We start from the raw sequence: 12,818 nt of genomic DNA, 5'->3' as shown, positions 1-12,818 counted from the left end.
AAAATCGGTTTTGCATTCATTCAGAAAAATCGGTTTCGCATTTATTGAAAGCAGCCGCAGCATCTACAGCTTCAACCCCACCGGCCAGGTATCACTCAACTTGTACCCCTCTGGCCACGGGTCGCTCGGGTCGAGCATGTGCTGGTGCGTGCCGGTGATCCACGCCCGCCCGGACAGGCTCGGGATGATTGCCTTGCGCCCGGCCACGTCGGTCTCGCTCTGAATCCTGCAGTGAAACTCCGAGCCAATGATCGAACGCCCGATAAACCGGTCGCCCACCTTCAACTGACCCTTCGCATGCAACACCGCCAGCCGCGCCGAACACCCGGTGCCGCAGGGCGAGCGGTCGATCTTGCCCGGGCGAATCACCACCGCGTTCGCCGCATTGGCCACGCCGCCGTCAAAGTTGACCGGCGCGGCGATCTGGCAAAACGAAATGTGATTCCAGTCCTTGTTCAGCGGATGACTGAAACCCAGTTGCTCGTTGGCCGCCTTGGTGATTTTCAGGCCGGTGTCCACCAGATCCTTCGCCTCATCGGCGGTCAACGAAAAGCCCAGCTTCACCGAATCGACGATGGCAAAACTGTCGCCGCCATAGGCGGTATCCACCTGAATCGACCCCAGCCCGGGCACCTCGATCCACGCGTCCAGCTGATCGGCGAACGACGGGTGGTTGTGCACCTCGACACTCGTCACCTTGCCGTCGCGGCACTGGGCAATCGCTTCGATCAAACCGCCTGGCGCCTCCAGGATCAGGCGTGTTTCCGGCTCGGTCATCGGCAGAATCCCGCTGTCCAGCAGCACCGTCGCCACGCACAGGGAATTGGAGCCAGACATCGGCGGCACGTCGGCCGGCTCCATGATGATCCAGCCCATCTGCGCCTTCGGGTGCTTGGGCGGGACCAGCAGATTGACGTGACGGAACACCCCGCCGCGGGGCTCGTTGAGCATGAAATTGCGCAGCACGTTGTCCTTCTCGATCCAGCGCGACTGCTCCCAGATCGTCTCCCCCGGTGGCGGCGCAACCCCGCCGACAATCACATCGCCCACCTCACCTTCGGCGTGACAACTGACCACATGAATCACTTTCGATGAGCGCATGACCTAAGGCCCTCCTCTAAAAAAATACGTATCGATTTGCTTGGGCTCATCAGAAAATGAGGCGAGCCTTCGATCTCTCATCACGCTGGATGACGTGTGGGAGTGAGCTTGCTCACGAAGGGGCCGGTACAGTCGCAACCTCTCTGGCGCCTGCAATGCAGTCATCGCGAGCAAGCTCACGCCTACAGGTGGTGGTTTCCATGGACGCCCTCTTCAAGCCAAACCCCTAATTGATTGACCGCAAAAAATCCGCCGTTTCCGGCCGTTGCGGGTTGCCGATCACCTGATCGGGCGTGCCGATCTCATGCACCAGCCCGTTGCGGAAAAACGCCACGCGGTCCGACACGTCCCGGGCGAAGCGGATTTCGTGGGTCACCAGAATCATCGTCATGCCGTCCTCGGCCAGCATGCGCATGGTGTCCAGCACCTCGCCGACCAGTTGCGGATCGAGGGCCGAGGTCGCCTCGTCGAACAGCATGTAATCCGGCGACATCGCCAGCGCCCGGGCAATCGCCATGCGCTGTTGCTGGCCGCCCGACAGCTTGCCGGGAAACACCTTGAGCTTGTCCCCCAGGCCCACATGGGTCAGTTGCTTGACCGCCAGCGCCTCGGCTTCGGCCTTGCTTTTGCCCAACACCGTGCGCGGGGCGAGCATGACGTTTTCCAGCACCGTCAGATGGGGAAACGCATTCCACTGCTGAAAGACGATGCCGATCTTCTGCCGCAGCTTGTTGATGTCCGTGCCCCGCGCATGCACCTCGGTGCCATCGACGCGAATGCTGCCGCTCTTGATCGATTCCAGGCCGTTGATGCACATCAGCAGCGTCGACTTGCCCGAGCCCGAACCGCCGATGATCGACACCACTTCGCCCTTGTTCACCTGCAGGCTCACGCCCTTGATGACCTCAAGCTCGCCGAATGACTTGTGCACGTTGTCGATCTCAATCATTTTCCTGCCACCTCGTTTCCAGCCGGGCGCCCAGGCGAGCGACCACCAGACTCATGACGTAATAAATCAGGCCGGCGATGCACAGCACCAACAGCGGCTCCTGAATGCGCGTGACGATGGTTTGCGAGGCGCGCAGCAGTTCGACAATGCCGATCCACATCACCAACGCGGTGTCCTTCATCACTCCCAGCAGCAGGTTGATCCAGCCGGGAAACGCGACGCGGGTGGCCATCGGCATGACGATCTGGCGCAGGTCCTGCCAATACGTCAGCCCCAGTGAACGGCTGGCGCGACGCAACGTGAGCGGCACCGACAGCACGCCGCTGCGCACGATCTCCGTGCAGTACGCGGTGACGTACAGTCCCAACACCACGCAGGCCACGGCAAAGGCGCTCCAGTTCAGGCCGACGATGCTTTTCAGCGCATTGAACAGCACGAACTGAATCAGCAACGGCACGCTGCGGAACACGTCCAGCACCCATGCCAGCGGAATCGTGCTGCGCGGCAGGAGGGCGCGGGCCATGCCGCAGACCACCCCGGCCAGCGTGCCGATGATCATCGACACCACGGTCAGCAAAATCGTGACCCAGGCGCCCTGAAGCATGAATTGCAGGTCGTTCCAGGTGAACGTGCTCTCGAACATGCCCATCTCCTCAGTACCGGAACAGCCGCCAGGACAGCAGCCGGGCAACGGCCACGATCAGCTTGGCGATCAGGTAATAGAGCACCGCCGCAATGGCGAAGAATTCGAAGGTGCGGAAGGTCTTGACGTTGTAGTCCTGGGTCACGCCGGTGAGGTCGTTGTTGAGGCCGACGATCACCCCCATCGAGGTCATCAGCACCGCCCAGACCATCTGGTTGGTCAGCGGATAGAAAACGATGCGCAGCAACTGCGGGATGACGATCAGCCGATAGGCCTGGGGGGCACTCATGCCCAGCGAACGGGCGGCGCGCAACTGGGTGTCGGGCACGGCTTTCAGACCGCCACGGAAGTTCTCCGCCAGATAGCCCGCGTTGTTGATGGTGATGCCGGCGAGCAACGCGGCCCACGAACTGATGTGCAGGCCGAACGAGCCCAGACCGAAATACAGGATGTACACCTGGAACAGCGACGGCGTGTTGCGCGCGATGGAAATCCAGGTGGCGGCGAAACCCCGGAACAGGCGGTTTTTGCCTTGGCGCATGAACACCAGAAACAGCGCGATGGTGACACCGAGGATCATCGACAGCGCGGCGGTTTCGAAGGTGACCCACGCGCCGTTGAGCATGTCGGGCAGGGCCTTGAACGCCGCGCGCCAGTGGAAGTTGTAATCAAACATCTGCGCTGACCTCCGCCTGGTGCGCCGCCATCAACCAGGCTGGCAGGCGCCCGCTGGCGACACCGGTGATCGCGCTGTCGACGCACTCGGCCAGGCTGGCGAAATGCACGCGACGCCCCACCAGCCCCGGAGCGTAGTGCGCGTATTTGCCGGAGTTGGTCATCAGGTTGCGCGCGGTTGGCGGGATGACGGGCTCGCCGAGCATGCACCAGCAGGTGTCGGTGACGAACTGCACGCCGAAGTCTTCGAGCGTCTCGACATAGCCGGCTTGTTGCGCGCGCTCCAGGGTGGCGCGGCCGCAGGTGATCACGATCGCCACGTTGTCATGCTTGCGCCGGCTGCCACACAGACGCGCCAGCGTCGCGCATTCGCTCAGGGAAAAATGCGGATTGCCCAGCGTCACGGCGTCCACTTCCGGTGTTTGCGCACTGTTCAGCTCGCGCCAGCTGTGCAGCAGATCTGCGGGGCTGACGCTCAGGGTTTTTTCCGGCGCGTGCCCGTCCAGCGCCAGTTCGGCGGTGGTGGCTTCGGGTGTCACGCCGGCGACATGAAACATCGGCGCAGCGGAGGTGGTGGCGAACGCAGCGCCGAAGGCCTTGAGGTCATCCAGTGTGGGGCCCTTGTGCTCAAGCCCGCAGATCACCGGGATCGTGGCGCCGCACAGCAGCCCGACGTGATAACCGAGCAGCGGGTAGAAGCTGTCGTCGAGGCCGTCCAGTTCGGGGACGTCGATGCGCAGGGTCGCCAGCCGTTGTTGGGTCAGGTGGCAGCCGATCTTCGGCGCGCGGCCGGTGAGGGCGATGCAGATGTCGAGGTAATCCGGGTATTTCAGGGTGCGCGCGCCGATCACGCTGTTGGCGTAGACCACGGCGTTGGATTCGGCCCAGACGATCTGCTCGCCGAGCTCCGGGGCGCTGTCCAGCAGGTACGGCGCGCAGGTAAAACTCACCCGCGCGCCCATCTCCAGATAGGCATCGCCCAACTGACTGGCCGGCTCGCCGAGGGCCGGGTCGACGCCGAGTTCGCGCCAGCGTCGCTTGTCCACGGAGATGGAATTGAGGGTGGTGGGTACGCGGACCTTGGCGCCCCAGGCCACCAGTTGCCGGGCGAAACGCAGGCTGGCCGGCCCGGTGTAAATGCAGCCGTCGATGTGCGCCTGGGTGATGTCCAGCAGTTCGGTTGCGCCTTGCAGCTCGGCCATGCGCAGGATGATGCCCATCGCCACTTGCGCGGCTTTGCCGTAGGCGCCGTCGAGAAAGCCCTGGTCGGTTTCGGTCAGGGCGATGGTGCTGATGGCGCGGCGGTCCGCCTGAAGTGGGTGATCGCGAAAGAGTGGCGGGGGTGGGCTGGAAAAGCCGCTCACGCGGTCATCCTCGACCCGCACGAAAGCGACATCCCGCAGTGCCGCAAAACCCGCTTCGCCGAGGCTGATCACCGGAATCGAATGGCCAAACATTTGCTCGGCGATCAACACGCCGAGGGTGAGGATGTCTTCCACGCGTTCGAAGACCAGCGCGGCCGGCGCGTGGCCGTTGAGGATCAGTTCCAGCAACACGCTGCTGCCGGTGCACGAGCCGCGCCCGCTGGGAATGGCCAGCACGCGACCGTTGATGAACCGGCCGCTGAGGGGGTGATGGCGGTCGATCACTTCCCCGGTAAACGGCTCGACCCCACCCCAGAAACTCAGGCACACGTCGGCGTACAGTAATTCGCCCTGAGCGCTGCCGGAGACGAGACAGCGCCCGTTCAACGAGACTTCAGACATCGTGGGCTCCTGAGTAATGAACCGGTTCCTGAGAATTTGATCGTTCCACGCTCCGCGTGGTAACGCCGCTTGCGACGCTCCGCGTTGCGCTTTTTGACGCAGAGCGTCTGAGGCTGTATTCCCATGCGGAGCGTGGGAACGATCATCGTGAGGCGTCGTAACGATCAAGCGATCTCAGTAATAAACCCCCGGCACCGTCAGGTCCACCGGCTTGCCGCCCACCCACTTTTCATACAGCTCGGCATAGCGTCCCGAGCGCACTTGCTGATTCACGAACAGGTTCAGGTAATGAATCAGCCCGTACTCGTTACGTTTGGCCGCAAGGGACACGTAGTCGATGGTGTAGGGCGCGTTACCGGCAATCTTCAGGCCTTTGTACTTGCCGGATTTGATCGAGGCGGCGGCGACGGTGTTGGTGACCACCGACGCTTTGATGTGGCCCTGGGCGACGGCGAGGATGGTGTCGTTCTGGGTCTGGTAGGCGCGGAAACTGCCGCTGCCCCATTTCTTCTGATCTTTCTCCAGCGCGATGGCTTCGAACGTGCCGCTGGTGTTGCCGACATCCTTGCCCTTGAGGTCGTCGTAGCTGTTGATGCCGGCGTCGTCGCGGGTCAGCACCACCATCTGGAAGGCGAAATACGGGATGGTCATCGCCACCGTTTTCGCCCGTTCCAGGGTGTCCGAGGTCGACGCCACGATCACGTCAGCTCGCCCTGAAACCAGCGCAGGAATGCGGTCTGGAAACGGCGTTTCTACCACCTCGGCAGTCACGCCCAGCACCTTCGCCAGATCGTTGCAGTAATCGACGTCAAACCCGACCGGGTTGTTCTTGTCATCACGGGACCCCATCGGCGGGAAGTCCAAGGTCACGGCGCAGCGAAGTTTGCCGGAGTCGATGATGTCATCGAGCTTGTCGGCCAGCGCGGTGTTGATGAAGGACGAGCTCATGACTGCGAGGAGGGCGACGGCGACTGCTTGGTTTTTCATAGAAGCCTCGGTGCGTGCAGATGGAGAAACGGTCGGATAAGTAATTTCGTATACGATATTTGATATGCACGCAGCGTGCCTGTTTTGCCAGTACGCCGTGCAGGGCTCTGGATCGGCGGGGTCGCAGATTGCAGCGTGTTTTCAGAGAGGGAATGGGTGTTACATAAAGGAGCAGGAATGCGCGGCGTGCTTCATTGATGCACGTTGGTGTACCGCGGCATGAATGCATCCTCCCCGATGACTCGCCCCTGTAGGAGTGAGCTTGCCCGCGAAGACTGCACGTCAGACGCTAAAGACGTTGTGTCCGTACCGGCCGCTTCGCGAGCAAGCTCACTCCTACAGGGGGAGCAACCAATTCAGATGCGCCTTTGCGAATCCCGATACTCACTCGGCGAAGCACCGGTCAGCGCCTTGAACTGGCGACTGAACGCACTGTGATCCGTATACCCGCAGCGCAGGGCGATCTCGGTGATCGACAGGTCTTCCTGCAACAACCGCGACGCCTCACCCAGCCGCGCCTTGTGGATCATCTGCCGGGGCGTCAGCTGGAAGATGCGTTTGCAGTGCCGCTCCAGCTGGGCGATGGACAGCCCGGCAATGGCTGTCAGTTGCTCAAGGGTGATGGGCCGCGCGAAGTGCTCGCGAATGTACGCGTCGACCTCGACCAGTTTCTGATACGCCGGGTGGGTCGTCTGCAGGATTTGCAGGTCCCGTGAGATACCCGCCAGGCCGATGATCGCGCCCTGACGATCGCGCAGGGCGATCTTGTGGGTCAGGCACCAGATTGGCTGATTGCCGTAATAAAGGTGCAGTTCCAGTTGATCGCTCAGTTGCCTGCCATCGGCCAGCACGCGGCGGTCCTGGGCGGTGTACAGCGGGCCGAAGCGGGCAGGGAACACTTCTTCGGCGGTCAGCCCGACAATCTGGCTTTTCTCCTTGAAACCGCAACGCTGCACCAGCGTCTGGTTGACCAGCGCATAGCGCGCCTGGGCGTCCTTGACGAAAAACACCACCCCGGGAATCGCATCGAACAGCGGCGCGACCAACGCCAGGCTGGCAAGCAGTTGGTCGAGATCGTGCAAGGGCGCGGCGGGGATGAGGTCGATCGTGTTCACGGGCAGGAGGGCCGGGCTGAGGATGGGATCGATGATGCGGGATGTTGGGTGCGGCGGCTAGTCGGTGGGCGACTGGAGCCGCCGTATCAATAAATCAGTCCTCTTGGAACAGCGCTCTGAGTGCCGATATCCCTGCAGACGAAGAAACTGTGGGAGCGAGCTTGCTCGCGAAGGGGCCGAGACATCCGCTGGATATTCCGCGTTCGAAACACCGTCTTTGTGAGCAAGATGGAGCGCCACCCCGTTCACTCACGCAATTTAATAAATAAGGCGCTTTAAACAGGGTCGCCCTCGTCCAGACACGCCAGCGTCGAAATCCGCGCCGGGCTGAACGGCGGACGTAACAACGGAGGTTCCCAGCCGAACAGCGTCTGCGCTGCCGTCCCACAGATCCGCCCCTGACACGCGCCCATCCCGCAACGGGTGGCGAGTTTGGCCCCGGTCCAGCTGTCATGTGCCGCAAGGTCCGCGTAACGCACGTCCTCGCAACGGCAGACCAGTGTTTCCGGCATCGCCAAGTGTCTCAGCGCAGGATTGAGGCGGAACGCTGTGTTCAACCGACCCGCAAAACCCTGCCAGCGCTGCCGCTCAGCCCACAACCCTCGCGCCTTTTCCCGTTCACCGACCGCCACCAGCCCGGCAATCTGCCCTTCGACCAATGCCAGTTCACTGCCACCGAAACCGGTGCATTCCCCCGCTGCGAAGTGATCGGCCAGACGCGTCGCCTGCCACTCATCCACCACGATGGACTGATTCTGAACAGCACAGCCGAGCGCCCGGCCGATCTCGACGTTGGGCACCAGACTGAAACCACAGGCCAGACGCTCACAGGCCAACTCTTCAATCTTGTCACCCACCTTAATGCGCACGGCTTCCAGCCGATCCGTGCCCAGCGCCGCCAGCACATGGGCCGACGTTCGATAGGCGGCACTGGCCAGGGTGATCGCCTGAATCGCCTTGTTCGGCCAGCGCCACAACCCGGAGGCAAATCCGGCGACGGCGCTCAAGGGCGCCTGCTCGGCAACGCGCACGACCTCGGCACCGTGCTTTTGCGCGGTCGCCGACGATGCCAGCAACAGCGGACCGGTCCCGGCGATCACGATGCGTTCGTCTGTCACTGGCAGGCCGCCTTTGATCAGCGCCTGCAAGCCGCCGGCGCCGGTGACGCCCGGCAGCGTCCAGCCGGGGAAGGGCAGCAACAGCTCGCGCGCGCCGGTGCACAGAATCAGTTTGTCGTAACTCAACACCCAGCCGCGCTCGGCGTCTTCCAGCAGCAACCGTTTCGGCCCGGCCAGCGCGACCACTTTGCAGCCGCTGTGCAGGCGAACGTTGCTTAAACCCTGCAACTGCCCGCGCATATCGTGAGCCTGTTTCGGCACCTCAGCGTTCGGGCCGTCGCGCCAGATCTGCCCGCCCGGCAGCGGGTTGTCGTCGAGCAGGGCGATGCTCAGCCCGCGAGGCGCCGCAGCCAGAGCTGCCGCCATGCCGGCCGGACCTGCGCCGATGATCAGCAGATCGACATGCTCGGTCGTTGCCGCGTTCACGGCCACGGTCATGGCTGAGTCTCGACGCGCATGCCGTCGCGGCAGATTGTCTGGCAGGCCAACCGGCGCAGGCCGTCGATGCTCACCCGGCATTCCTGGCAAATACCCATGCCACACAAGGGCGCGCGACGCTGGCCACTGACCGACGTGCGGCTGCAACGATCGCCGCTGGACATCAGCGCGGCGGCCACCGTAGTGCCCTGGGCGAAACGAAAAGGCTGACCATCGATGCTCAACTCAGGCATGGGCGCGGGCTCCGATAAAGCGTTGCGGCAAATACGGTTCAACGTCGAGGGGCGGCGGTGTGCGCAGCATTTGCGCGGCGAGCAGGCGGGCGGTGCCGGTTGCCGTGGTGACGCCGAGGCCTTCGTGCCCGACCGCCAGCCACAGGCCGGGCTGATGCGGGTGCTGGCCGATCAGCGGCTGACCGTCGGGGCTGGCGGAACGAAAGCCGGTCCAGCTGCGAAGGCCGTTCATGTCGCCCAGGCCGGGGAGAAAATCCATCGCCCGGCGCAGCATTCGCCCGAGCATGGCAGCGTCCACTTCAGGGTTATGGTTGTCGAACTGCCGCGATGAGCCGATGAACAACTGGCCGGTCGGGCGCTGCTGCACATTGAACGCCACCGACGGGCCGTTGCCCTTGTGGGCGCTGGTGACGTAGCCCAATTCGACCAGCGTGTGGGTGATCTGCGCGGGGTAACGGTCGGTTATCAGCAGGTGGCCTTTCTTCGCTTGCAACGGTAGGTCAGGGCACAGCTCGCGGGCATAGATGCCGCTGGCCAGCACAACGGCCGGGGCTTGCAGCCATTCACCGGTTGCCAGCCGAACACGGTTGCCCTGGACTTCCTCGACTTCGGCCTGACGCTGAACCACCCGTGAACACTGGCGCTGCATTAGCCAGCGCGCGGCATTGGGGGCGTACAGAATTCCGTCGCCGCTGACCTTCAACGCGCCAAGCAGGCCGGATCGCAACGACGGTTCGGCTTTTGCCAGTTCGGCGCCGGACAGCAACTCGCAGGCCAGACCGTATTCGCTCAGCGCGGCGTGTTTGCGCTCCGCTTCGGCCATTTCTTCCTCGTTGCAGGCCAGCCACAGGGTGCCGTTGGTGCGCATCGCGCAGTCGTCCGGCATCTGCGAAGCCAGGTCGCGCCAGGCCCTGACGGAATATTCCCCCAGCGCCAACTCGGCAGCACTGTGATCGAGAACAACCAGGTGACCCATGCCCGCAGCCGTCGCGGCGGGGCGCTGACAATCTAGCACCAGCACGTGCAAACCCTTAGACGCCAGCTCATCCGCACACGCCGCGCCGACGATGCCGCCGCCGATGACGATCACATCAGCAGCATGGCCCTGCAGCGTGGCCGCGTTGGTCACGAGCGAATGCCCCAGGCGAACGGGTCTTCGTCGTCCAGCAATAAGGTGGCTTCGGCGCTGATGTAGGCGCGGCCGCGGATGGTCGGCACGATGCGGTCGCCCATCTGCCGCTCGCCGTGCTCCCAAACGAAATGGCCTTCGAACTGGCTGCCGATCACGCTGGCCTGGTGCCACAGGGTGCCGGGTTGTAGTTTGCCGTCTGCTGCCAGACACGCCAGTTTGGCGCTGGTGCCGGTGCCGCAGGGCGAGCGGTCGTAGGCTTTGCCGGGACAGAGCACAAAGTTGCGGCTGTCGGCGTGGTCGTCGTCGGCGAACAGTTCGATGTGGTCGATGACGCCGCCGTCTTCACCGCGAATGCCCTGGCTTTCCAGCGCCTGACGGACCTTCCAGGTGTAATCGGTGAGGGCGTCGAGGTTGTCGGCGGCGACGCTCAGGCCGTGGTCGGCGATCAGGAAAAACCAGTTGCCGCCCCAGGCGATGTCACCGGTCACGCTGCCCAGTTCCGGCACTTCGACAACGAAATCCTTGCGGTAGCGGTAGGAGGGTACGTTGTCGACGCTGACGGAGCGGTCGTCGTGCAGCGTGGCCTGAACCGTGCCGACCGGGGTTTCGAGGCGGTGCACGCCGGGGCCGATCTTGCCCAGATGGGCCAGCGACACCACCAGCCCGATGGTGCCGTGGCCGCACATGCCCAGGTAGCCGCTGTTGTTGAAAAAGATCACTCCGGCGCAGGATTGGGGATCGACCGGCTCACACAGCAGCGCGCCGACCAGCACATCGCTGCCGCGGGGTTCGAGGACTGTCGCCGCCCTCCAGTCATCGAACCGGTCAGCCAGAAGCTGACGCCGCTCGGCCATGCTCCCCCGCCCAAGATCGGGAAACCCGTCGAGCACCAGCCGCGTCGGCTCGCCGCCGGTATGAGAATCGAGGATCTGGATGCGTTTCATGTATTCCCCTGTCGGACTGAGTCTGGAACTGCGTGCGACGATCCCTGGAGGGACCGCATACACCCGATGGAACTGGCTTCGACGGTCCCTGGTAGGACTGCGCACACCCAATGGAACTGGCTACGACGATCCCTGGTGGGACCGGCTTCAGCCGGGAAAGCGTCGGTCGCCACGCCCGAGATTTATGGTGTTAACGCTGGCCTCTTCCCGGCTAAAGCCGGTCCCACAAAAAGCGCTGCGTACATCCGATGTAACTGAGTACCACGATCCCTAGTGGGACCGGCTTCAGCCGGGAAAGCGTCGGTCGCCACACCCGAGAGTTATGGCGTTAACACTGGCCTCTTTCCGGCTAAAGCCGGTCCCGCTAAAAGCGCTGCGTACATCCGATGTAACTGAGTACGACGATCCCTAGTGGGACCGGCTTCAGCCGGGAAAGCGTCGGTCGCCACACCGAGAGTTATGGTGTTCACACCGGCCTCTTCCCGGCTAAAGCCGGTCCCACTAAAGCGCTGCGTGCACCCGATGTAACTGAGTACGACGATCCCTAGTAGGACCGGCTTCAGCCGGGAAGGCGTCGGTCGCCGCATCGAGATTTTTGGTGTTCACACTGGCCTCTTCCCGGCTAAAGCCGGTCCCACTAAAAGCAACGCATGCACCCGATAGAACTGGCTACGACGATCCCTAGTGGGACCGGCTTCAGCCGGGAAAGCGTCGGTCGCCACACCGAGAGTTATGGTGTTCACACTGGCCTCTTCCCGGCTAAAGCCGGTCCCACTAAAAGCGCTGCGTACATCCGATGGAACTGAGTACGACGATCCCTAGTGGGACCGGCTTCAGCCGGGAAGGCGTTCATCACTATTGCCAATAGAGTGGCGCGTACGTCGCCCAAGGTCTTGACCGATTTCACCCGCCCCAATGACGAAATCGGCACAGTCGCCGGTCGATCAGATCTCGCTAAGCACTGCGTGGGGGAGGTGGGCGTAGAGGGTTCGGCAGACGCCGATGATGTGGTGTTCGATCAGTTCGGCCGCTTTGTCCACGTCACGATCGGCACAGGCCTTGAGGATCTCGCGGTGTTCCAGGTCGGCGCGCTCTTTGCCTTCGTCGAAACTCATCTGCACCCGCAGGTAGCGCTCCACCTTGTCGTGGATCGAGCGAATCATGTTCAGCAAAAACGGCCGTTGCGCCGCCTCATACAGACAGGTGTGAAACGCCCAGTTCAGCTCGGCCCAACGCCCGATGTCGTCGTCGCGCATGAATTCGTCACAGATGGCCCGGGCCCGATCCAGCTGGGCAGCGGTCATTCGCGGCACGGCGAGGCGGATGGCCTGCACTTCCAGCAGCACCCGCACTTCGAAAATCTGCGCCAGTTCCGGCTCGGAAATCCGCGTGACCACGGCACCCTTGTTGCGCTGGAATTGCACCAGCCCTTCGGCTTCCAGACGCTTGAGCGCTTCGCGCACGGGGATCTTGCTGACGTTGAACACGCGGGCGATGTCGTCCTGACGAATCGGCTCGTCCTCGGCGAACTGGCCGGAGATGATCGACTCGCGCAAGTACTTGGAAATCACCTCGGACGCGGAGGGCGCGACACCGAGGTTGGGGGCGTCAGGAAGAAGGAAAGGCACGCGAATGACTCAGCAATGGGGGACGGCGAATATTGTATACGACGTCCGATTTGTTACGCGCTGTGTCTTTTCACTCCACCGGCAAAACG

General features: G+C 63.0%; 12 protein-coding genes. All 12 read right to left on the bottom strand.

All coding sequences use genetic code 11. From position 1 onward, the window contains the following. Positions 1 to 63 precede the first annotated feature (63 nt). The 12 genes from QWI20_RS17685 to QWI20_RS17630 all read right to left on the bottom strand — a co-directional run bounded on the left by QWI20_RS17685 (position 64) and on the right by QWI20_RS17630 (position 12,729). Positions 64 to 1,101: a proline racemase family protein gene (locus QWI20_RS17685; protein WP_369306538.1), complete on the bottom strand. Its 1,038-nt coding sequence runs from the start codon at positions 1,099 to 1,101 to the stop codon at positions 64 to 66. A gap of 226 nt (positions 1,102 to 1,327) precedes the next feature. Continuing rightward, on the bottom strand, positions 1,328 to 2,050 hold the full coding sequence (locus QWI20_RS17680) for an amino acid ABC transporter ATP-binding protein (RefSeq protein WP_065992809.1): 723 nt from the start codon (positions 2,048 to 2,050) through the stop codon (positions 1,328 to 1,330). Further along, positions 2,043 to 2,693: an amino acid ABC transporter permease gene (locus QWI20_RS17675; protein ID WP_282371234.1), complete on the bottom strand. Its 651-nt coding sequence runs from the start codon at positions 2,691 to 2,693 to the stop codon at positions 2,043 to 2,045. The genes QWI20_RS17680 and QWI20_RS17675 overlap by 8 nt, the downstream gene beginning before the upstream one ends. Before the next feature lie 10 nt (positions 2,694 to 2,703). Further along, a complete protein-coding gene (locus tag QWI20_RS17670) occupies positions 2,704 to 3,369 on the bottom strand; it encodes an amino acid ABC transporter permease (protein ID WP_065992814.1) in 666 nt (221 codons plus the stop codon). Beyond that, positions 3,362 to 5,134, bottom strand: a complete 1,773-nt coding sequence (locus tag QWI20_RS17665) for an aconitase X (protein WP_369306537.1) — start codon at positions 5,132 to 5,134, stop codon at positions 3,362 to 3,364. The genes QWI20_RS17670 and QWI20_RS17665 overlap by 8 nt, the downstream gene beginning before the upstream one ends. A 174-nt stretch (positions 5,135 to 5,308) precedes the next feature. Next, the gene (locus QWI20_RS17660) at positions 5,309 to 6,121 is read right to left on the bottom strand and encodes a transporter substrate-binding domain-containing protein (RefSeq protein WP_192172921.1); all 813 of its coding nucleotides are present in this window, start codon (positions 6,119 to 6,121) and stop codon (positions 5,309 to 5,311) included. A 356-nt stretch (positions 6,122 to 6,477) separates the two neighbouring features. Beyond that, positions 6,478 to 7,227, bottom strand: coding sequence for a helix-turn-helix domain-containing protein (locus tag QWI20_RS17655; RefSeq protein WP_369306562.1), 750 nt, complete (start codon positions 7,225 to 7,227; stop codon positions 6,478 to 6,480). 284 nt (positions 7,228 to 7,511) lie between these two features. Further along, positions 7,512 to 8,792, bottom strand: a complete 1,281-nt coding sequence (locus QWI20_RS17650) for an FAD-dependent oxidoreductase (RefSeq protein ID WP_369306536.1) — start codon at positions 8,790 to 8,792, stop codon at positions 7,512 to 7,514. Beyond that, a complete protein-coding gene (locus QWI20_RS17645) occupies positions 8,789 to 9,025 on the bottom strand; it encodes a (2Fe-2S)-binding protein (RefSeq protein WP_065992824.1) in 237 nt (78 codons plus the stop codon). Before QWI20_RS17645 ends, QWI20_RS17650 begins: the two co-directional genes overlap by 4 nt. After that, a complete protein-coding gene (locus QWI20_RS17640) occupies positions 9,018 to 10,154 on the bottom strand; it encodes an NAD(P)/FAD-dependent oxidoreductase (RefSeq protein ID WP_369306535.1) in 1,137 nt (378 codons plus the stop codon). The genes QWI20_RS17645 and QWI20_RS17640 overlap by 8 nt, the downstream gene beginning before the upstream one ends. After that, positions 10,151 to 11,101, bottom strand: coding sequence for a 4-hydroxyproline epimerase (locus tag QWI20_RS17635; RefSeq protein ID WP_369306534.1), 951 nt, complete (start codon positions 11,099 to 11,101; stop codon positions 10,151 to 10,153). Before QWI20_RS17635 ends, QWI20_RS17640 begins: the two co-directional genes overlap by 4 nt. A 944-nt stretch (positions 11,102 to 12,045) precedes the next feature. After that, positions 12,046 to 12,729 (bottom strand): GntR family transcriptional regulator, encoded by a 684-nt coding sequence (locus QWI20_RS17630; RefSeq protein ID WP_122622244.1) that lies wholly within the window; start codon positions 12,727 to 12,729, stop codon positions 12,046 to 12,048. Between the last annotated feature and the right edge of the window lie 89 nt (positions 12,730 to 12,818).

The organism is Pseudomonas sp. W2-17, from assembly GCF_041060445.1.
Taxonomy (GTDB): domain Bacteria; phylum Pseudomonadota; class Gammaproteobacteria; order Pseudomonadales; family Pseudomonadaceae; genus Aquipseudomonas.
The sequence above is the reverse complement of the archived record's forward strand: the minus strand, read 5'-3'. Positions and strand labels throughout refer to the sequence as shown.

Bases quoted from the DNA above. Each gene is read 5' to 3' on its own strand.
- QWI20_RS17685 (WP_369306538.1), bottom strand. From the start codon at position 1,101: ATGCGCTCATCGAAAGTGATTCATGTGGTCAGTTGTCACGCCGAAGGT.
- QWI20_RS17680 (WP_065992809.1), bottom strand. From the start codon at position 2,050: ATGATTGAGATCGACAACGTGCACAAGTCATTCGGCGAGCTTGAGGTC.
- QWI20_RS17675 (WP_282371234.1), bottom strand. From the start codon at position 2,693: ATGTTCGAGAGCACGTTCACCTGGAACGACCTGCAATTCATGCTTCAG.
- QWI20_RS17670 (WP_065992814.1), bottom strand. From the start codon at position 3,369: ATGTTTGATTACAACTTCCACTGGCGCGCGGCGTTCAAGGCCCTGCCC.
- QWI20_RS17665 (WP_369306537.1), bottom strand. From the start codon at position 5,134: ATGTCTGAAGTCTCGTTGAACGGGCGCTGTCTCGTCTCCGGCAGCGCT.
- QWI20_RS17660 (WP_192172921.1), bottom strand. From the start codon at position 6,121: ATGAAAAACCAAGCAGTCGCCGTCGCCCTCCTCGCAGTCATGAGCTCG.
- QWI20_RS17650 (WP_369306536.1), bottom strand. From the start codon at position 8,792: ATGACCGTGGCCGTGAACGCGGCAACGACCGAGCATGTCGATCTGCTG.
- QWI20_RS17645 (WP_065992824.1), bottom strand. From the start codon at position 9,025: ATGCCTGAGTTGAGCATCGATGGTCAGCCTTTTCGTTTCGCCCAGGGC.
- QWI20_RS17635 (WP_369306534.1), bottom strand. From the start codon at position 11,101: ATGAAACGCATCCAGATCCTCGATTCTCATACCGGCGGCGAGCCGACG.